Origin of the sequence: Galbibacter mesophilus, assembly GCF_023721415.1 — a bacterium.
GTDB lineage: Bacteria > Bacteroidota > Bacteroidia > Flavobacteriales > Flavobacteriaceae > Galbibacter > Galbibacter mesophilus.
In genome coordinates this window covers 257,697-277,282 of record NZ_JAMQVC010000001.1, presented here as the reverse complement: position 1 = coordinate 277,282, position 19,586 = coordinate 257,697, and the positions used below count along the sequence as shown (strand labels likewise).

Annotated in this window: 15 protein-coding genes and 3 tRNA genes; 9 read left to right on the top strand and 9 right to left on the bottom strand. The window is 37.4% G+C overall.

Features of this window, described 5'->3' with window-relative positions:
* Positions 1–64: 64 nt before the first annotated feature.
* Both secDF and NDQ75_RS01145 read left to right on the top strand, forming a co-directional pair.
* Positions 65–3,034, top strand: a complete 2,970-nt coding sequence (gene secDF / locus NDQ75_RS01150) for a protein translocase subunit SecDF (RefSeq protein WP_202028934.1) — start codon at positions 65–67, stop codon at positions 3,032–3,034.
* 114 nt (positions 3,035–3,148) lie between these two features.
* Positions 3,149–3,781 (top strand): 7-carboxy-7-deazaguanine synthase QueE, encoded by a 633-nt coding sequence (locus NDQ75_RS01145; RefSeq protein ID WP_202028933.1) that lies wholly within the window; start codon positions 3,149–3,151, stop codon positions 3,779–3,781.
* A 74-nt stretch (positions 3,782–3,855) separates the two neighbouring features.
* On the opposite strand, the gene NDQ75_RS01140 is transcribed toward NDQ75_RS01145, so the two are convergent.
* Both NDQ75_RS01140 and NDQ75_RS01135 read right to left on the bottom strand, forming a co-directional pair.
* On the bottom strand, positions 3,856–5,094 hold the full coding sequence (locus NDQ75_RS01140; RefSeq protein ID WP_202028932.1) for a DUF418 domain-containing protein: 1,239 nt from the start codon (positions 5,092–5,094) through the stop codon (positions 3,856–3,858).
* A 330-nt stretch (positions 5,095–5,424) separates the two neighbouring features.
* Positions 5,425–6,126, bottom strand: coding sequence for a class I SAM-dependent methyltransferase (locus tag NDQ75_RS01135; RefSeq protein ID WP_202028931.1), 702 nt, complete (start codon positions 6,124–6,126; stop codon positions 5,425–5,427).
* A 115-nt stretch (positions 6,127–6,241) separates the two neighbouring features.
* On the opposite strand from NDQ75_RS01135, the gene NDQ75_RS01130 reads away from it, so the two are divergent.
* Positions 6,242–6,736: a YkgJ family cysteine cluster protein gene (locus NDQ75_RS01130; protein WP_202028930.1), complete on the top strand. Its 495-nt coding sequence runs from the start codon at positions 6,242–6,244 to the stop codon at positions 6,734–6,736.
* Between the two features lie 369 nt (positions 6,737–7,105).
* Positions 7,106–7,939 carry a sterol desaturase family protein gene (locus tag NDQ75_RS01125; protein WP_202028929.1) on the top strand — a complete coding sequence of 278 codons (834 nt, stop codon included), beginning with the start codon at positions 7,106–7,108 and terminating at the stop codon, positions 7,937–7,939.
* Positions 7,940–8,288: 349 nt separating this feature from the next.
* Here the strand turns inward: NDQ75_RS01125 and NDQ75_RS01120 are convergent, their stop codons facing one another.
* Entirely contained in the window at positions 8,289–9,506 is a 1,218-nt protein-coding gene (locus NDQ75_RS01120) for an exo-beta-N-acetylmuramidase NamZ family protein (protein ID WP_202028928.1), read from the bottom strand.
* Positions 9,507–9,521: 15 nt separating this feature from the next.
* Between NDQ75_RS01120 and NDQ75_RS01115 the strand changes: the two genes are divergently transcribed.
* The 3 genes from NDQ75_RS01115 to NDQ75_RS01105 all read left to right on the top strand — a co-directional run bounded on the left by NDQ75_RS01115 (position 9,522) and on the right by NDQ75_RS01105 (position 13,578).
* Positions 9,522–10,757, top strand: coding sequence for an ABC transporter permease (locus NDQ75_RS01115; protein ID WP_202028927.1), 1,236 nt, complete (start codon positions 9,522–9,524; stop codon positions 10,755–10,757).
* Positions 10,758–11,443: 686 nt separating this feature from the next.
* Positions 11,444–12,484 carry a 23S rRNA (adenine(2503)-C(2))-methyltransferase RlmN gene (gene rlmN / locus NDQ75_RS01110; protein WP_202028926.1) on the top strand — a complete coding sequence of 347 codons (1,041 nt, stop codon included), beginning with the start codon at positions 11,444–11,446 and terminating at the stop codon, positions 12,482–12,484.
* Between the two features lie 116 nt (positions 12,485–12,600).
* Positions 12,601–13,578 (top strand): polyprenyl synthetase family protein, encoded by a 978-nt coding sequence (locus NDQ75_RS01105; protein ID WP_202028925.1) that lies wholly within the window; start codon positions 12,601–12,603, stop codon positions 13,576–13,578.
* 34 nt (positions 13,579–13,612) lie between these two features.
* On the opposite strand, the gene ppgK is transcribed toward NDQ75_RS01105, so the two are convergent.
* Positions 13,613–14,365 carry a polyphosphate--glucose phosphotransferase gene (gene ppgK / locus NDQ75_RS01100; protein ID WP_202028924.1) on the bottom strand — a complete coding sequence of 251 codons (753 nt, stop codon included), beginning with the start codon at positions 14,363–14,365 and terminating at the stop codon, positions 13,613–13,615.
* Between the two features lie 163 nt (positions 14,366–14,528).
* On the opposite strand from ppgK, the gene NDQ75_RS01095 reads away from it, so the two are divergent.
* A complete protein-coding gene (locus NDQ75_RS01095; protein WP_202028923.1) occupies positions 14,529–14,762 on the top strand; it encodes a YgjV family protein in 234 nt (77 codons plus the stop codon).
* A 34-nt stretch (positions 14,763–14,796) separates the two neighbouring features.
* Here the strand turns inward: NDQ75_RS01095 and NDQ75_RS01090 are convergent.
* The 3 genes from NDQ75_RS01090 to NDQ75_RS01080 form a co-directional block, all read right to left on the bottom strand.
* Positions 14,797–14,880, bottom strand: a tRNA-Leu gene (locus NDQ75_RS01090).
* A 155-nt stretch (positions 14,881–15,035) separates the two neighbouring features.
* Positions 15,036–15,108: transfer RNA gene (locus tag NDQ75_RS01085), tRNA-Lys, on the bottom strand.
* Between the two features lie 189 nt (positions 15,109–15,297).
* Positions 15,298–15,370: transfer RNA gene (locus tag NDQ75_RS01080), tRNA-Lys, on the bottom strand.
* A gap of 154 nt (positions 15,371–15,524) precedes the next feature.
* Here NDQ75_RS01080 and NDQ75_RS01075 point away from each other — a divergent pair.
* Positions 15,525–16,040, top strand: coding sequence for a shikimate kinase (locus NDQ75_RS01075; RefSeq protein WP_202028922.1), 516 nt, complete (start codon positions 15,525–15,527; stop codon positions 16,038–16,040).
* Here the strand turns inward: NDQ75_RS01075 and NDQ75_RS01070 are convergent.
* Both NDQ75_RS01070 and NDQ75_RS01065 read right to left on the bottom strand, forming a co-directional pair.
* Positions 16,032–16,535 carry a phosphoribosyltransferase family protein gene (locus NDQ75_RS01070; RefSeq protein ID WP_202028921.1) on the bottom strand — a complete coding sequence of 168 codons (504 nt, stop codon included), beginning with the start codon at positions 16,533–16,535 and terminating at the stop codon, positions 16,032–16,034. The genes NDQ75_RS01075 and NDQ75_RS01070 overlap by 9 nt on opposite strands.
* 84 nt (positions 16,536–16,619) lie before the next feature.
* The gene (locus NDQ75_RS01065; RefSeq protein ID WP_202028920.1) at positions 16,620–19,463 is read right to left on the bottom strand and encodes a S8 family peptidase; all 2,844 of its coding nucleotides are present in this window, start codon (positions 19,461–19,463) and stop codon (positions 16,620–16,622) included.
* Positions 19,464–19,586: the final 123 nt, after the last annotated feature.

Here is a 19,586-nt window from a genome sequence, read left to right as displayed (position 1 = left end):
GTCAATTCTTATCGTAAACCCTATATTTGTCCGTTTTTAAAATTGACCATTAAATAAATTTAGAATGCAGAATAAAGGACTTATTAGGCTGTTTGCTATTTTGTTTGGTATTGTAAGTATCTATCAATTGTCTTTTACATTTGTTGCAAACAAGGTAGAAGGAGAGGCAGAAACGTATGCACTTAACAAAATTTCGGATGCAGAGGAGAACTATGTAGCGAAGCGTGAAGCCGAAGAATCTAGGTATTTGGATTCTCTTGGAAGTCAAGAGGTTTTCAATCTAGGATTTGCTGAATTTACCTATGATGAGGTAAAAGAAAAAGAATTAAACAAAGGTCTTGACCTTAAAGGTGGAATTAACGTAATTCTTCAAATATCTGTTAAGGATATTTTGAAAGGATTGGCAAATAATACCAAAGATCCTGTTTTTAATAAAGCGTTGGCACAAGCCGATGAAGCTTCAAAAGACAGTCAAGATGATTATATCGACTTGTTCTTTCAAGAGTTTGAAAAAGCAAGTGCTGGTTCTACAAAACTAGCTTCTCCGGATATCTTTGCTAATAAAACGTTAAGCGAAGAGATTAATTTTCAAATGACTGATGAACAGGTTCAGCCTATCATCCGTAGAAAAATTGACGAATCTATTGTTTCTGCATTCGAGGTATTGCGTAAGCGTATTGATAAATTTGGGGTTACCCAACCAAACATTCAACGTTTAGGTACTTCTGGACGTATTTTGGTGGAATTGCCAGGAGCTAAAGACGTAGATAGAGTTAAAAATCTATTACAAAGCACTGCGCAGTTAGAATTCTGGGAAACGTATAAAGCAGATCAAGTGGCACCGTTTTTAGTAGCTGCTAATAATACACTTAAAGATATTGTTGCTCCTGCTGAAAAAGAAGAAGCACAAGAAGAAACTACTTCTGAAATCGATTCTCTTTTATCCAATGCGGAGGAAGATTCTTTAGATATTGCCAATCAAGTAAATCCTTTATTTGATTTATTGGTGAGCGGAGGTGCACAAGGATCTCCAGTTATTGCCATGGTAGCAACAAAAGATACTGCACAATTTATGCAGTACTTAAAAATGCCAGAAATAAAGCAGCAATTACCTGCTAACCTTCAATATGCAAAATTTGCTTGGGGAATTCCTCCAAAAGAGGCTTCGGTTGTTGAGTTGTATGCATTAAAAGGGAACCGTGAGAACATCCCTAACATGAGCGGTGACGTAATTACCGATGCTCAACAATCATACGATTTGGCAGGAAGGCCAGCAGTTTCAATGCAAATGAGTTCTAGAGGAGCAAAAATTTGGGAAGAGGTAACTGGCAAAGCTTTTAGAGAGCAAGGTAATATTGCTATTGTGTTGGATAATATTGTGTATTCTGCACCTGGTGTTTCTAAGGGAGCAATTACAGGAGGGAATTCAGAAATTTCTGGAAACTTTACACTAGACGAAGCAGCCGATTTAGCGAACGTACTTAGAGCAGGTAAATTACCAGCTTCAGCGGATATCATTCAATCAGAAGTTGTTGGTCCGTCGCTTGGTCAAGAAGCTATCGATAGCGGGATGTTCTCGTTTATTGTTGCTATGATTTTGGTATTGATTTGGATGTTGGCTTACTACGGTAGAGCTGGAATCTTTGCTGATATCGCTTTAGTTTTCAACATTGTTTTAATTTTCGGGGTGCTGGCAGGTCTAGGAGCGGTACTAACGCTTCCTGGTATTGCGGGTATCGTATTAACCATCGGTATGTCGGTTGATGCAAACGTAATTATATTCGAACGTATTAAAGAAGAATTAAGAGCTGGAAAAGGACAAATGCAAGCAATTGCAGATGGATTTAGCAATGCACTATCTTCAATTCTAGATGCAAATATTACCACTGGTTTAACAGCGATTATCTTATTATTATTCGGTACTGGTCCTATCCAAGGTTTCGCCACTACCTTATTAATTGGTATTGCTACATCTCTATTCACTGCAATTTTTGTAACAAGATTGTTGGTGGAGTGGAATGTTAAAGGTGGTAAAAACCCGATGACTTTTACAACTGGAATTACCAGTAAATTACCTAAGAATCCACACTTCGATTTTCTTGCGAAGCGTAAAGTGGCATATATTGTTTCTGGAATTTTAATCTTGATAAGTTTAACTTCATTGTTTACCAAAGGTCTTGAAGGTGGTGTAGATTTTGTTGGAGGCCGCTCTTATCAAGTTCGTTTTGTAAATCCAGTGAACCCATCAGAAATTGCGAACGATTTAAATGCAGTTTTTGGAAATACTGAAGTGAAAACGTTTGGTGATGCAAATCAGGTGAAAATAACAACTAAATATAAAGTTGACGAAGAAGGAACTGAGGTAGATCAGGAAATTCAAAAAAGTTTATTTACAACTTTGAAGAAATACCTTCCGGAAGGAGCTACTTATGAAGATTTCACTACAGGAAGTGGAACTGATAAAATTGGTATTCTTCAATCTATAAAAGTAGGACCAACGATTGCAGATGATATTAAGAAAAATGCAGTTTGGGCAATTATCGGTTCGCTAGCGGTTGTGTTCTTGTACATCTTATTACGTTTCCGTAGATGGCAATTCTCATTAGGTGCGGTAGCAGCTGTATTCCACGATGTATTGATAGTGTTGGGAATCTTCTCAATCACTTCAAGTATTATGCCTTTTAACATGGAGATTGACCAAGCTTTTATTGCCGCAATCCTTACTGTAATCGGTTATTCATTAAACGATACCGTAATTGTATTCGACCGTATTCGTGAAGTGGTTAAAGAGAAAGGATGGCGCGGTGGATACCATACCAACGAGGCTTTAAATAGCACGTTGAGTAGAACGCTTAATACCTCTTTAACTACCTTAGTAGTATTATTGGCAATCTTCATCTTTGGTGGTGAATCCTTACGTGGATTTATGTTTGCGATGATTGTGGGTATCGCTGTAGGTACGTATTCATCCTTATTTATCGCAACACCTGTTATGTTCGATACGCTTAAAGATAAAGGTGAAAAGAAGAATTAAAGGAATAAGTAATATAACTACAAAACCACCTTTTTAGGGTGGTTTTTTTTTGCCTTGGTAAATCCTATTTTTCATGCTGCTCAATAATCAAAAAGGAAACCGTATCTTTGCGGCATGACAAAAGAGGCGATTTTAGAGCGTGTAAATGCGGGGCAAATGCTACCGTTAATGGAGGAGTTTTACACCATACAAGGGGAAGGTTTTCATAAAGGAACAGCCGCTTACTTTATAAGAATTGGCGGTTGTGATGTGGGTTGCCATTGGTGCGATGTAAAAGAAAGCTGGAATGCAGAAACTCATCCACCAACGGAGGTTTCCCAGATTGTTGAAAACGCTGCTAAATATTCCCATACAATAGTTATCACTGGAGGGGAACCTTTAACATGGGATATGTCTTTTATCACTTCAGAATTAAAGAAAAAAGGACTCAAAACGCATATTGAAACTTCGGGAGCTTATAAATTAACTGGTGAGTGGGATTGGATTTGTCTATCGCCTAAAAAACTGAAATTGCCTACTGAAGAAGTCTATAAGAAGGCACACGAGTTAAAAGTGATTGTTTACAATCAGCACGATTTTGTCTTTGCGGAAGAGCAAGCGGCAAAAGTGAATGGAGATTGTATTTTGTACCTACAGCCCGAATGGAGTAAGCGTGATAAGGTAGTTCCTGAAATTGTAGATTATGTAATGAAAAACCCGAAATGGAAAGTATCGCTACAAACCCATAAGTATTTAAATATTCCTTAGGAGACAGGAGACAGGAGACAGGAGACGGGAGACGGGAGACCGAAGCCTGGGGTTTAAATGTTAGGCATTTTCATCTATTGTATGTTTGTAACTATATCCTTTTGCTGTTTTAAAATCGGTTGAAATTTTAAATAAGTGAGCGATCGCCAAAGCCATTCCAAGGGTCCAAATCGAAATTTTGTAAGCCAAAGTTTGCTGAAAACAATTTGAAATAGCAAAATACACAAACCAATTAGCGTAAATGTAACGGGGCCGTGTTCGCCGGTAAGACCCAAACCTACGCTTTGATAAATAAATACACAAATTATACTTTGGGTGATGTAATTGGTTAGCGCCATTTGCCCAAAAGGAGCCAGAATTTCAAGTTTTTTCTGCCAAAATGGATTGGTGTATAGCCAAGCCAATCCCGCTGCGTAAGCTAGCCCCAATGCAGGAACACCAAAGGCATAAACCAACGGCTGTATAATTCCTTTTGGTGCTAAGTTATAGTAGGCATCCGTAGTCATCATTTGTGCTAAAATAGTATTACAAGGAATTCCAATGAGGAATCCCCATTTTACTACCTTTTTAAAAAAAGAGATATGTGTTTCAAGATTTCTGAAAAGTGTCTTCCGCGCCACCCAATATCCCAATAAAAACATAGCTAACACTTTAAAAAATCTTCCTGTAAATATAAGATCGGGATAACGCCCAAAGAATGTCCCACCAATATTAATCATTATAATATCTTTATAAGAACCTGTTTTGTAAGTCTGAAGAATAGTTTCAAAGAATGCGTATTGCCCGGAAAGGTCTAGAGGAGGATTGCCTAAATTCCCAATCCATTTTAAGGAATATTGAAATATTGGAAGGGTCAGCAATATAGCAGTCCAAATAAGCAGGGATCTGTTGGAGAATTTGGTGAAAAATAGGAGTACGAATCCTAAAAGAGCATACACCGTAAGAATGTCCCCGACAAAAAACAGGAAGGCATGCAGAATTCCAAAAAGTAAAAGGATAAATAACCTACGCATAAAGCGACCTGTAAACTTGACGCCATTGGCTTTAGCGCGATTTAGTTGCAAAGCAAAACCAATACCAAAAAGTAAAGAAAAAATGGAGTAAAACTTCCCATCGGTAGTAAAGTGTATTATCCATAGCAAGATGTTACCTGCTTCAGCATTTGGTAAGTTGTTTTGAGCTTCTGGAGTCATAAAGAAATAACCCGAATGGGCAAACATATTTGCAATAAGTACGCCTATTAAAGCAAAGCCACGCAGTACATCGAGCACTTTGTAGCGCTCTTTACGGGAGGTTGGTTGGATTGTTGACATGTTTACCTTTTTTAAGTTGGCGATAGTAATCATTGATGATTTCTACCGTTAAAGCATACCATTTTTTATTGCTTAAGCAGTCTATCTAGAAGTCAAGGACAAGTATATATTTGGGATAGATTGATGAAGGACTTTCCAAAGTTAAAGGTAGAAACAGGAATTTTCAAGGGGATAAATCGCCATTATGGACAGGGAAAAAGCCTATTTTCTTTGGGGTAGTCAATTATTTTTGAAATTAATTTACCTAATTTAATTCAAAGACTGATGTCTGAAGACGAAAGGCTTTTTGGTTTAACTGAATACTGAATACTGAAAACTGCGAACTGCATACTAATATAATCGCGCTAAATAATCGTAATGGTCACCTTCCGCTATTAGTTCACAAGTAAGTCCCGCCATTTCGGCTAGTGTTTGCAAGGTATCAAAATCCAAATACAGCCAAGAAGTCGTTTCGGTCTGCCCTTTGTATTTCAGGGTGTAGCTTAGTTCGCCGTAATAATCGCCGTCCATGGGAATCCACTTTCCGCCGTCTTCATCTTCATCAAACATGTAAATAATATCGGAGGAATCGATAAGAATCTGGCCATCTTTTTTCAGTAAGCTTTTTAGGTGTTTTAATTTATTAGGAACTTCTTTATAGCGTTCAAAAATCCCCGTACCGTTCATTAGTAATAAAACAGTGTCGTATTCTTCATTTTTCAACTGAAAAACATTTCCGTGAACGGTTTTTTCAACACCTCTATTTTTACAAACCTCGATAGCGCCTTCAGAAATATCTAAAGCAGTTACATCAACTTTCTTTTTATTCTGAAGATAAAGAGAATGGCTCCCAGCTCCGCAACCAATATCTAAAACAGTTCCTCTTGCAAGTTGAAGGGCTTTTTGTTCCAAAACTGGCATTTCATCATACTCTCGAAAAAGATAAGAGACAGGAAGAATGTCTTCTTCAGAAATAGAAGTTTCTGTATAGATTTCTTCGGTGAAATTATCATTGTAATAATCTTGAATTGCGAGGCCTATGAGGTCTTTCATTAAAAAATGGTTGAAAGCATTATTCCAGCAAAAGTAGTGAGATTATCTTAAATCCGCAGTTATTTCAAGTTTTACAAGCGGCGTTTTGTAATTTTGCACTTCGGAAAAGTAAAATATGCAAGATTTCTTAAAACAACTCCCGCAACTGGCCAACGATAAAAAGGCTGAAAACAAAAAATACTTTGCGAAGCTTAAGAAGAAGCCGCCAAAGGATTTGGATTACGTGATGCAGGAATTGCACGATGAAGAATTTGAAAGAACCGATTGTCTTACCTGCGCAAATTGCTGCAAAACAACTGGCCCACTTTTTACCAATGCCGACATCGAGCGTATTGCAAAGCACTTAAAATTAAAGCCACAACAGTTTGTAGAAACCTATTTGCGAGTAGATGAGGATAATGACCATGTGCTTCAAGAGGTGCCTTGTACTTTTTTAGGACACGATAATTATTGCTTGATTTACGAAGTTAGACCCAAAGCCTGCCGAGAATACCCGCACACCGACCGAAAGAAATTCCATCAAATAGGAAATCTTACCATAAAGAACACAGCTATTTGTCCCGCCGCTTACAATATTGTAGAAGCCATGAAAGCCCGATTACCGAAGTAGGCTTGCGAAAAGGCGTAGAAATATAGTCCTTATTTATGTCTCTTCTTTAAGTGATTAAAGCAAATCGGTTCAGAAGATTTTTAGATTGTTCCAGGTGATTTCGGCCTGTCTAGAAAAATATTGAAAATCAAGGAAGCAGTGGGGATAAATGATAAAAATCTGTTTGAGTCCGACCGTAGGAAGGGCGAGTTATTTTTATCAGTGGCTGGGGGTTCCGTAGTATTTTCTTATATTTTTATAGCAAGCCTAGATTTTTTTGGTTCGTTTTTTCATCGATGGAAAAAATGAACATATAGAGTTTAGGTACAATCATTGTCTGATAGTCAAATTAAACAAATTCAACTTTCAAAATATTTGTATCTTGTAATTATGGAAAAGATTATCAGTTATTTTGAAACCATACCTTCCTCGCACCGCAGTCTTATTTTGATTTCGGGAATCACCTTTTTTTGGCTATTGGAATATGGTGTTCCACTGTTTAAATTTCAGTATAAAAAGTTCCGTCATGCTTGGCCAAACCTCTTTTTTACCTTAACAACGATTGTGGTAAACTTTGTCTTGGCATTCTTGCTGTTAAAGACGAGTGATTGGGTGGTAGAAACTCAATTTGGGGTTTTGCAATGGCTAAATATGCCGTTGTGGGCAACTATCTTGGTTGGATTGCTACTGTTGGATTTTATTGGCGCTTGGCTAGCGCATTGGGTACAACACAAAATAAAACCATTGTGGATGTTCCATCTCATCCATCATACCGATAATCATGTGGATACAACCACGGCAAACAGGCATCATCCCGGTGAAAGTGTGGTGCGATTTGTGTTTACCTTGCTTGGGGTTTTTATTGGTGGTGTTCCCGTTGGTATTGTTTTACTATACCAATCACTATCGGTAGTTTTTTCGCAATTTAACCATGCTAACATTAAATTACCGAAAGGTGTTGATTCTGCTTTAAGTTGGATTATTGTTTCGCCAGATATGCACAAAGTACATCATCACTATGTACTCCCATATACAGATACCAACTACGGAAATATATTTTCCATTTGGGACCGTATTTTTGGGACTTTTTCCCGTATGCGAAATGAAGATTTAGTGTATGGTGTAGATACGTACCCCGATGTTGACTCCAATACAGATGTAGTTAAACTCCTAAAAATACCATTCTCCAAGTATCGGGCACCAGAGGGCGCAAAATTTAAGTAGTGACGGACTATCTTTAAACTTTATATCTTCTTACAATTTTTTTTAGAGGATTCGAGCGAGAGTATATTAAATTTCTTAGTATTCAGCTTGGAGGTTAACGCGTTCTATACAGATTCTTTAATGGGAATTAGAAACTTGTTTTGGCCTGTCTAGAAAAATATTGAAAATCAAGGAAGCAGTGTGGGTAAATGATAAAAATCTGTTTGAGTCCGACCGTAGGAAGGGCGAGTTATTTTTATCAGTGGCTGGGGGTTCCGTAGTATTTTCTTATATTTTTATAGCAAGCCTAGATTTTTTTGGTTCGTTTTTTCATCGATGGAAAAAATGAACATTAGAATACAATATTTTATCAATCATAAATCAAATACTTCTCCCGAATCTTTTTAAATGCATCCAAATCGGTTTTCCAAGTTGCGCGGATTTCTTCACTTGTCAAACCCGATTCTATTTGCTTTCTCAATTTTTCCGTTCCGGCATGAAGGGTGAAAGAGCCATCTTTAAAAAACTCAGACTTGTCTTCAGTGCCATTGTAAGCCTTTATAAGCCATTCCAGATTTACGGCTTTCGGAGCATCAATATTGCTTAAATCTTCCCCGTAGCACAGCTTTCCATCATGTTTTGGATTTTTAGAACCGAAATTCGGTTTTGGGGTGTATGAAAAAGGAAAATGCTCTTTGTTAAACCAAGGAGCGCCATAACGCTGAAACTGAAACTCCGTTCCCCGTCCAGCATTGATGTTAGTCCCTTCAAAAAAACCAAGACTTGGGTATAATGCTATCGATTGGTCATTCGGTAAATTAGGGGAAGGCCTTATCGGGAGGTTATATGCCGAAGTGTGGTTATAGTTTTTGTTCGGAATTACCGTTAAATCACATTTCACGCCATTTTCGAGCCACTTTTCGCCATTCAACATTTTACCATACTCCCCAATCGTTAGTCCGTATACCAATGGAATAGGGACTTTTCCTAAAAAGCTGGCATGTTCTATTTCTAGAGTTGGTCCGTCTACATAGCTAGCATTCGGGTTTGGACGGTCTAAAACAATAACAGGAACGTTATTTTCCGCACAGGCCTCCATAACCAAATGAAGGGTAGAGGTATAGGTGTAAAAACGAACTCCAACATCCTGAATATCAAAAACAACTACGTCGAGATTTTGTAATTGTCCGGGAGCTGGTTTTTTATGTTTTCCGTAAAGGGAAACAATTTCCAAACCTGTTTTGGTATCAATATTCCCTTTTACATGTTCGCCAGCATCAGCCTTTCCGCGGAAGCCATGTTCGGGTGAAAATATCTTTTTTATATCAACGTTTAAACTTTTTAAAGTATCTACCAAATGGCTATAACTGCCATCTTTCCTGAAAACTACGGAAGTCTGATTCGCTACGATACCTACCTTTTTATTCTTCAGTAAAGGAAGATATTCTTCCATTCTATTGGCGCCGACAATAATTTTTTCTTCGGAAGTTGTTTCCGTCTTCGTAAGAGGAGCATTTTTTTTCGGTTGATTATTCCCGCAGGAAATCGCTACGAAAAACAATAATAAAAATGTATTTTTGAAGCTCATAAAGTATCGTATAGTTTGAATTTAGAATATTTTATTGCCAAACGCCTTATAAAGGGAAAGGAGCATAAAAGTAGTATATCGGCGCCAATTATAAAAATTGCCATTACCGCAATTGCTTTGGGCGTTATTATGATGCTTATAGCTATTGCCACGGGAGTGGGGTTGCAACGAAAGATTCGGGAAAAAATAGCAGCTTTTAATGGGCATATTCAAATCTACAATTACGATAATAATACTTCCGATGTCTCGGTAAACCCTATTTCCCTTCAGCAAGATTTTTATCCTGAATTTAAAACCGTAGACGGCATTAGCCATGTGCAAGCGGTTGCCACCAAAGGAGGAATAATTAGAACGGAAAACACCTTTGAAGGGATTATTGCCAAAGGGGTTGGAGCAGATTATAATTGGGAGCCTTTTCAGGATTTTTTAGTGGAAGGGCGCTTACCGGATTATACCAAAAAGAGAAATGAAGAAGTTCTTATTTCCCGCTATTTGGCAAACAGACTTCATTTTAAAGTGGGAGACACGTTTTGGGCATTTTTCCTTAAGGAAGATGTTAGCGATATTCCCAATCAAATAAAATTTGAAATCGTAGGGATTTACGATAGCGGATTTCAAGATTTTGATGCCAATTATATCTTTACTGATTTACGCCACATTCAACGCATGAACCGCTGGAAAGACAATCAAGTAGGAACATTTGAGGTATTTGTGGATGATTTTGATAAAATTGAACAAAAAGGACGTGAGATATACGGAGTTACCCTTTCTACATTGGACTCGCAGACTATTTCCCAAAAGTATTATACCATTTTTGAATGGCTGGCGTTGTTCGATTTCAATATTGCAATAATCATTGGTATTATGGTAATTGTGGGCGGGATAAACATGATTACCGCTTTGTTGGTTTTAATTTTAGAGCGTACCCAAATGATTGGTCTTTTAAAAGGCTTGGGAAGTAGCAATTGGAGCATACGTAAAATCTTCCTATACAACGCTGCTTACTTACTAGTTGTAGGATTGTTCTGGGGCAATCTCATCGGACTCGGGGTGTTGTTTCTTCAGCAAAAATTTGGCTTTATTTCGTTAGATGCCTCCACGTATTACGTATCCCAAGCGCCAGTATATATCAACCCAATTCATGTTATTGTGCTTAACGTGGGTGTGTTATTGCTATGTATGCTCATGCTTTTAATTCCGTCTTACATTATCACCAAAATCTCTCCGGCGAAGTCCATTAAGTTTGAATAAATTTTACTCGATAATCGAGATTTAAATGCTCCTACGCTTACCTGTTCGAAATGCTAGCGCAAGCCCTGCGCCGAGAATGTTTACCTAAATAGATTAACAAACAATACTATTTTTGATGTATTCTACCCCTTAGGGGATGGGGGAGAAGGGTGATTAACAGGCATAGTTTCCATTTAGGGAGCATTAAAAGCCATATAAACAGCCTTCGTAGTGAAAAAAGCATGCTTCCATTCGATAATTTGATGCTTACTTGTGATACATTATCGCTTATTAGGCGCATCGGAAGGCTTCGAAGCCTTAAATTATCTAAAATAAAGGATAGAAAATCAAAAAATAGGCTGCCTATATGGCTTTTAAGCCTTAAAAACATGAAACTAAGTGTCTCTCTATCACTTCGAAGTACCTTTTTATCACTTAAAATGATGTCAGTCAAGGTATCGGACTTCCTAGTAAGGGTTAAAACTCATAAATTTTCAGAAATAGACGTGTTTGCATGGGGTAGAAGGCTGATGATTTCAAAAAAAAGGGATAAAATAACATTTATAAACTGTTGTGCTTCCCTTCCGAGGTAATCGGGATGGGGTGTGACCCATGTCAAGATGGGGTGCTCCCTGTGTGTTTATGCTTGTAACATGTGTTTTTAATAAACCATCGCATTTCACAAATCAAAACGTATCTTTGCACCTATGCAAACGAAGAAGAAAGACATACGGGCGTTGACGAAGGACCAATTGCGGGATTTTTTTGTGTCTCAGGGAGACAAGGCTTTTCGCGGAAATCAAGTATATGAATGGTTGTGGGGGAAAGCGGCATACTCTTTTGAAGAAATGACCAACATTTCCAAAGAAACCCGACAAATGTTGGAAGATAACTTTGTAATCAACCACATAAAGGTGGACCAAATGCAGCGGAGTAGTGATGGCACCATTAAAAATGCAGTGCGTTTGCATGACGATTTAATTGTGGAATCGGTTTTAATTCCTACGGATACCAGAACCACGGCGTGCGTTTCCAGTCAGGTTGGGTGTAGTTTAGATTGTAAGTTCTGTGCTACCGCCAAATTGAAAAGGATGCGTAATTTAAATCCAGATGAAATTTACGACCAAGTAGTGGCCATTGATAACGAAAGCAGGTTGTATTTCGACCGTCCGTTGTCCAATATTGTTTTTATGGGAATGGGCGAACCACTTATGAATTACAACAATGTACTGGCGGCTATTGAAAAAATAACTTCTCCGGAAGGATTGGGAATGTCACCCCGTAGAATCACCGTTTCCACATCGGGTGTTCCTAAAATGATAAAGAAAATGGCAGATACCGAGGTAAAGTTTAAACTTGCGGTTTCACTGCACTCTGCCATAGACGAAGTACGTACTTCCATCATGCCTTTTAATGCTACCTTCCCTTTAGCCGACCTTCGGGAGGCGCTTCAATATTGGTACAGCAAAACAAAGAGTAGAATTACCTACGAATATGTAGTTTGGCGTGGCGTAAACGATAAACCGAAAGACGCCGAAGCACTTGTACAGTTTTGCAAATTTGCCCCTTCCAAAGTAAATATAATTGAGTACAACCCCATTGGCGATGAAATGTTTCATCAGGCAGATAGCGCTGCTTTAGATATGTACAGGGAAATTTTAGAACGTAATGGCATTACCGTAACCGTAAGGCGTTCCAGAGGAAAAGATATCGATGCCGCATGCGGTCAATTAGCCAATAAATCGTAAGATTTAGATTTTTGTTCGGAATGGTTATCTGAGATTTCTACTGAATTTATTCCGATTAAAATCATTTTTACCCAATAGGAAAAAGTTTCTTCGAGTTCACTATCTTTACGCTTTCTATGAAAGTAGTAGAACAAATTAAAGAACCCATACGTACGGAAATGGAGCTTTTTGAGAAAAAGTTCCATGAATCCATGTCTTCAAAAGTAGCGTTACTTAACCGTATCACGTATTACATTGTAAACAGAAAGGGAAAGCAAATGCGACCCATGTTTGTTTTTCTCGTAGCCAAAATGGTTTCCGGAGGAAAAGTAAACGACCGTACTTATCGAGGGGCAAGTGTAATCGAGTTGATACACACTGCTACTTTGGTGCATGATGATGTGGTAGACGACAGTAACCGAAGAAGAGGTTTTTTCTCGTTGAACGCTCTTTGGAAAAACAAAATTGCTGTACTGGTAGGGGATTATCTTCTTTCCAAAGGCCTGTTGCTTTCTATAGATAATGAAGATTTTGATTTGCTGAAGATTATTTCCGTAGCCGTTAGGGAAATGAGTGAAGGGGAGTTGCTACAGATTGAAAAGGCACGTAGGCTAGATATTACTGAAGAGGTATACTACGAAATCATTCGCCAGAAAACAGCTACTTTAATTGCTGCCTGTTGTAGTTTGGGAGCTTGTTCCGTAAAACCGGATTCTGATGAAGTTCCTCAAATGCGAAAATTTGGTGAGTTAATCGGAATGGCTTTTCAAATTAAAGACGATTTATTTGATTATACCGACGGCCCAATTGGCAAACCGACGGGAATCGATATTAAGGAGCAAAAAATGACGTTGCCGCTAATTTATGCGCTCAATACAGCGTCTAAAGAAGATAAAAAATGGCTGATCAATTCCGTTAAAAAATACAATAAAGACAAAAAACGGGTAAAAGAGGTTATTACCTACGTAAAAGATAACGGCGGACTAGAATATGCCGAACAGAAAATGATAGCTTTCCAAGAAGAAGCATTGCAAATTCTTTCCAAATTCCCTGACTCTGTTTACAAAGATTCTTTAGAATTAATGGTAAACTACGTAATTGAGCGTAAGAAGTAAGGTTTAACTACTCTTTATTTAAAAGAAAACTCTTTTAGGACTTCACAGAGGCCAACTCCTTTGCTGCATAGGCAGCTCCAATTATACCAGCCTCGTTAAGTGTTTCTGCTTGTATAGTAGGTACTTTCATGTCGAGGTATTTCTCGTATTCTTCAAAGTACTTGCTGCCCCCACCACCGATGATAAATAAGTCTGGACTTAAAATTAGGTGAACGTAATTCAAAAACTTATTAAAACGCTTTCCCCATTTTTTAAAGCTCATATTTTTGCTTTTCCTAACGGAGTTTGCGGCGTAGTTTTCTATATTCTTATATTTCTTGAAGTACATCTGTCCCAATTCAAAATTTGGGATTAGTTTACCGTCGTAGAAAGCTCCGCAACCTAGTCCGGTACCAACAGTAATAATAAGTACAAAACCTTTTTTGCCCTTTCCAGCACCAAAGTTCATTTCGGCTATTCCAGCTACATCTGCATCATTAGCAACTGCGAAAGGAAGTCCTGTTTCTTGTTCAAAGAGATTTTCAGCGTTTACACCAATCCATTTTTTATGAAGATTACTTTCAGTAAGTGTAATACCGTTTTTAATAGCAGTTGGAAATCCGCAGCCAACAGGGCCTTTCCATTCAAAATGATCAACAATCTGTTTTATTACGGCTGCCATGGCTCCTGGGGTAGCAGGTCTAGGGGTTTCAATTCTAAATCGTTCAGTAAGTAAAACACCTTTATCAATGTCTACGATTGCCCCTTTCATTCCTGAAGCTCCTACATCTATACCTAAAATCTCCATTTATTTAATTTTTGCTAAAAAAGAAATATTTAATGGTAAAAGTAATGGATTGTAGTTATTATTCCACGTTTTTTTACTGTTTTTATAAAATCAAATTAACTTTTAGGTTATATTTATTCTGTAATGAAATAGCTGTTTTCGGATTTTATAAATGTAATTAAGTATGGAATATTTTAGTACATCTCCCACTGAATTAATTGGTTACGCGGCCTCTATAGGCGTGTTGCTTTCTTTTTTTATGAAGGAGATTAGGAGATTGCGGGTTGTTAATTCTATAGGGTGTCTCCTTTTTGTAATTTATGGGTTTTTATTACCGTCCATCCCTGTAATTCTTACCAACATAGCCATTCTGGGAGTTAACTTCTATTACCTAATATTTAGAAAAGATAAGGTATAAAAAAAGGTTTAGATGTGTTTTCTAAACCTTCTTGTACCGGGAATGGGAGTCGAACCCACACGCCCTAATGGACACATGGCCCTCAACCATGCCTGTCTACCAATTCCAGCATCCCGGTGTTTATATTTGCGAAAATAAAAAAAGTTAAGCTATTTGCTCAACTTTTTTTTGTTCTTAGTGACCCGACTGGGGCTTACCTCGACTTCGCTCGGTAGAGGCTTCTCGCCAAATACTACAAGGAATGATAAGCTTTACTAGCCAAAAGTCATAATGTGACCCGACTGGGGCTCGAACCCAGGACCCCAACATTAAAAGTGTTGTGCTCTACCAACTGAGCTATCGAGTCTAAAAAAAATAATAGCCCAAAAAGGCTATTTTGTAAATATTGTTTCGTTATGCTCTAAAAAAATGCATAACATTGTAACAGAAATGTTACAAAGTGACCCGACTGGGGCTTACCTCGACTTCGCTCGGTACAGGCTTCTCGCCAAATACTGCAAGGAATGATAAGCTTTACTAGCCAAAAGTCATTAAGTGACCCGACTGGGGCTCGAACCCAGGACCCCAACATTAAAAGTGTTGTGCTCTACCAACTGAGCTATCGAGTCAATAACGTAATTTTAAAGTACGTTGCAAAACGTTTGTCGTTTGCGGGTGCAAATATAAGACCATTTATTTATAATTCAAGCCATTTTTAATATAAATTTGTCATTTTTTTAGGTGCGTAGCCTAAAACCATGATAATTAATAATTTGAACTGAAATGACACAAGTGTTACTGGGATATATGGGAAGCGGTAAATCTACTGTTGGTAGACTATTGGCTGAAAAACAATCGTTACATTTTATAGATTTTGATGATTACATTGAAAATAAAGAAGGCTTAAGCGTTCCAGAAATTTTTAAACAGAAAGGGGAAATTTATTTCAGAAAAAAAGAAGCCGAGTATCTTCAGCAGTTATTGGCTGAAAAACCAAAAGCCGTTGTTTCGCTTGGAGGCGGAACTCCTTGTTTTGGGAATAATATGCAGGATGTTTTAAAAGCTACTGAACATGTTTTTTATTTGAAACTTTCCGTAGACGCTCTTGTGAAAAGATTGACCTTGGAAAAAGAACAGCGTCCACTTATAAAAGAAATTGGTGATGATGAGCTTTCTGACTTTATAAGAAAACATCTATTTGAAAGAAACTTCTTTTACCTCCAGGCGCCTCACATTATTAATGTTGAAAATGAGACTCCAGAAGAGCTGGTCGAAATAATTTTGAAAAAATTAGTTTAAATACACGGCGTCGTTTCCTTCTTCAAAAACTACAGAAACATGTTCCTGTAGGGAAGTGGAGAGGGAAATGCCTTTAAAATCGGCTTTAACAGGATATCTTTTATGGTTTCTGTCGACTAAAACTACCGTTTTTATTTTTTTAATGGGGACGTTTAAAAAATGTTTTACGCCGTAGATTAGAGTACCGCCAGAATTTAAAACGTCATCTACTAAAACAATAGCTTTGTTTTGGTAACCGTCTTTGTCAATAGAAGTTTCAATAGGTTTTAGAAGTTGTTCTTTATCTATTTTAACTTCACACAATTGCGTATTGATATCCGCGATTTCTCGCATTGTATCGTTGATTTTTTTTGCAAGTTCTAGTCCGCCAGAAGCAATTCCCGCAATAACGATTTCCTCTTCATCCACATAGGTTTCATAGATTTGATAAGCAATTCGTTTTATTTTATGCTGAATTTCCTCGTGGTTCAATATTTTATTTTGGTTACTTGCCATTGCTCAAATATTTTAGTCAAAGATAGTAAGAAATGCAATTAAAAGTTTAGTTGAGCAGGGAAAGGTTTCAAAGTGATAGGCCCATTATTTAATCACTATTTTTTTAATAGTTTCTTCGCCGCTGCTGGCTTTCAGTCGTACAATATAAACCCCTGGAGGTTGACTCCCGAACGTAACGTAAGAATTACTGGTGGTAATCTCTGTTGTGTAACAAAGTTGTCCTGCAATATTAAATAGGTTGAAGGTTACTTTTTCATTTGTAAAATCTTTCGTGTAAACATTTATACCATTGGTAGTGGGATTTGGAAAGATGTAAAAAGGAGTGTCTGTTAGAAAAATAGTTGTGGTAATTTCGGATAGAATTGTAGCTCCCGACTTCAATTTTATTTCTAATTGATATCGGTTAATGCCTTGGGTGGGGTTGTTGTCTAGCGACACAAAACTGCTTCCACTTGCAGTATTCAGGGTGGTAATGGGAATTCGTTCATTTTCTCTCAAAGAAAATACGGTTGCTGATTCAATATTGAAAGAGCTGTTAAGACTAGTAAAAATGCTTACGGTGGAAGTTTCCAAATCGGTATTTGCAAGGAAATTGTTTATGTAGCATATATTTTCGGATTCATTTACATTAATGGTTTCACTTCTTGCTCCTAAAAGACCATTTTCCAAAATGGGAGCAACTGCATAATACATCTTGTTTTCTTCAATTTTAGGTATAACAAAACTAGTGTCTTTAACGGTTGTTAGCGGAGCCATTCTATTATTTTCAAGTCGAAACAGCTGATATTCATCTACATTTTTAAGCGCATTCCATTTAATTTCTTTTGTGTCATTGCAGTTTAATGAAACCCGTACTCTTGGCGAAAAACTATAAGTAAAAATCGGTGATTCATAAGTTTGTGTGCTGGTTTTTATCCGAAGCTTGGCTGCTGAGTTTGTTTCGTTGGGGGCGTTATAAAGGTAGTTTCCTTTCGTTAGGTTTATATTGCTCTCAATAAGTTGCCAAGTGTTCCCGTTGTCGAAGCTTATTTCTAAATCGCCAATTTCTTCGCTCAGTGTGCTTTTCCATTTGAAGTTTGCAATAGATTCTCCATTGTAGGGTACATTGTCTGAAGATAACGGGTAGTGCCATTCAAAGGAATTGTCTGTTAAAAAATGATACGCAATCGCATATTTTTGCGATGCTGTTTGCAGAGCGTTGCTTTTCACGGAAAGCGTATAATTTTCTTTTGTTGGGTTTTCAATAACAATCTGCTCAATATTGTTTTTGTTGTCCACTCCCTCTTTCGCAGTTTGATTTAAGATATTTTCATTTGGAGAATCGTTTAAAATAAGGGGGTAGATTGTAATTGTTCCATCGGTTGCTGTAATGTCCAAATCGTTAACTAAAGCAATATTGTCGTTCGGATTAGCAGCAGGGTCTAGCCATGTTAAGGTGACTTTTATACTTTTAGTGTTTTCTGGTATTTCAATTGTGTGATTTTTTTTACTACTTGCTGAAATTTCATCTAAAATAAACTGCTCATTTTTTAGAATGTCAAGGCTTTCAGAAAGGTTTAATTTTCCAAAACCACTTTTATAATCTGGCCCTTTTTCTTCAATGTCATCGGCACCCGCAATTAGCATAGCCTTCATTAAATAAGAAGGAATATTGTCTTGGTAAAGAAGGTTGTATTTTTCTTGGAGCAATGCAGCGGCACCGGCTGTAATGGCGGCAGCGTTCGAGGTTCCAAATGAACTGTATGCCACCAATTCTGGTTTTATGCGGCCATCCGGAGCAGGCCCTTTAGACGATATTTCTATGACTTGATTATTGTAGTTGCAGGCTCCTACTGATAGGGTGTTTTTCGAATATTTAAAGTTTCCAGTGAGGTTGGCGATCGGACCCAAATCTTTGTATTTACCTTCGGTAGATGAGACCGAACCTTGGTTTCCGGCTGAAAAAACATGTAGTATATTGGGGAGCTCATAACTTTGCGCGTCGTAAAGGCTTGCCAATGCTCCGTAAAAAGGTTCTATGGACGTGCCGTATGAATGATTCTGAATGGTAATGTCATTCTCTAAAAAATAATTGTTTTCATCTGGAGGTAGTGAATTGAAGTTGGAAGAAGCTACTTTTGAAAATGGTGCAACCCCAAAACTATTCATCGCGGAATTGCCTAGTCCGGAAGTAATAGTGGCCATATCGGTGGCATGGGTTCCAATCTCGTTGGTGGTCGTGTCGGGAACAATAGTTTTACCGAGTAAATCTATATCATCTCGGTATAACAATTCATCTTTTACTGATATTGTGATATCGCTTCCTTGTAAGTTTATTTCTTCGTTGCGGACTTTTGTAATGTTATTCACCGTTAAGTCCATATCCAACACAATAGATTCTGTATTAGGTGAAAGTTGTTCCTCTCCAATATAATTTACGAAGGGTTGTTGAAGCAGTTTCTTCTCAACTACGGAAGTATTGGTTTTTATAATAAAGAAATCATCGATTCTTTTGATGATTTCAATTTCATTTAACCCTTGAAAATATGAGTGCGCCATATCTCCATTCGAGCTGGAAACGGTAAAGAGGGCGCTTCTTTTATTTTGAATGTTAGCATTTAGTTTCCAAAGATTATTGGCTTTTAAGATAGATGTAGGTTTTATTAGCTTTTCAATTTCGGATGGGTTTTTTGTACTTGCAATAAAATGGTTGTTGTCTAAAACCCTCTTAATTTCATAACTGCTATTGGTTGGGATAGCGTTTTTAAATGTATTGTGTTTAACGAGATAATATGAGGTAGTGTTCTCTGTTTTTCCTTCCTCTTTTTTGTCTAAAATGAAGTGTTGCCAATCCGTTTTTTGCTGCGAAAAGCAATTTAAACTGATTGCGAAAGCAATAATTAAGGTTAAGTGTTTCAATTTCAGCTTATTTGTTTGCAATATACTCATTATTTGGGTCGAATTTTTAACAACTATTCAATATTTATGTAACATTTTGTCTGTTTTAAAACTTTTTAAATCATTTTTGTTACAAATAAAACATTCGATTATTAGGATTAAATGATGCATTTC

What these genes read in the sequence shown, in the direction of transcription:
- secDF (WP_202028934.1), top strand. Translation starts at nt 65, where the DNA reads ATGCAGAATAAAGGACTTATTAGGCTGTTTGCTATTTTGTTTGGTATT.
- NDQ75_RS01145 (WP_202028933.1), top strand. Translation starts at nt 3,149, where the DNA reads ATGACAAAAGAGGCGATTTTAGAGCGTGTAAATGCGGGGCAAATGCTA.
- NDQ75_RS01140 (WP_202028932.1), bottom strand. Translation starts at nt 5,094, where the DNA reads ATGTCAACAATCCAACCAACCTCCCGTAAAGAGCGCTACAAAGTGCTC.
- NDQ75_RS01135 (WP_202028931.1), bottom strand. Translation starts at nt 6,126, where the DNA reads ATGAAAGACCTCATAGGCCTCGCAATTCAAGATTATTACAATGATAAT.
- NDQ75_RS01130 (WP_202028930.1), top strand. Translation starts at nt 6,242, where the DNA reads ATGCAAGATTTCTTAAAACAACTCCCGCAACTGGCCAACGATAAAAAG.
- NDQ75_RS01125 (WP_202028929.1), top strand. Translation starts at nt 7,106, where the DNA reads ATGGAAAAGATTATCAGTTATTTTGAAACCATACCTTCCTCGCACCGC.
- NDQ75_RS01120 (WP_202028928.1), bottom strand. Translation starts at nt 9,506, where the DNA reads ATGAGCTTCAAAAATACATTTTTATTATTGTTTTTCGTAGCGATTTCC.
- rlmN (WP_202028926.1), top strand. Translation starts at nt 11,444, where the DNA reads ATGCAAACGAAGAAGAAAGACATACGGGCGTTGACGAAGGACCAATTG.
- NDQ75_RS01105 (WP_202028925.1), top strand. Translation starts at nt 12,601, where the DNA reads ATGAAAGTAGTAGAACAAATTAAAGAACCCATACGTACGGAAATGGAG.
- ppgK (WP_202028924.1), bottom strand. Translation starts at nt 14,365, where the DNA reads ATGGAGATTTTAGGTATAGATGTAGGAGCTTCAGGAATGAAAGGGGCA.
- NDQ75_RS01095 (WP_202028923.1), top strand. Translation starts at nt 14,529, where the DNA reads ATGGAATATTTTAGTACATCTCCCACTGAATTAATTGGTTACGCGGCC.
- NDQ75_RS01075 (WP_202028922.1), top strand. Translation starts at nt 15,525, where the DNA reads ATGACACAAGTGTTACTGGGATATATGGGAAGCGGTAAATCTACTGTT.
- NDQ75_RS01070 (WP_202028921.1), bottom strand. Translation starts at nt 16,535, where the DNA reads ATGGCAAGTAACCAAAATAAAATATTGAACCACGAGGAAATTCAGCAT.
- NDQ75_RS01065 (WP_202028920.1), bottom strand. Translation starts at nt 19,463, where the DNA reads ATGAGTATATTGCAAACAAATAAGCTGAAATTGAAACACTTAACCTTA.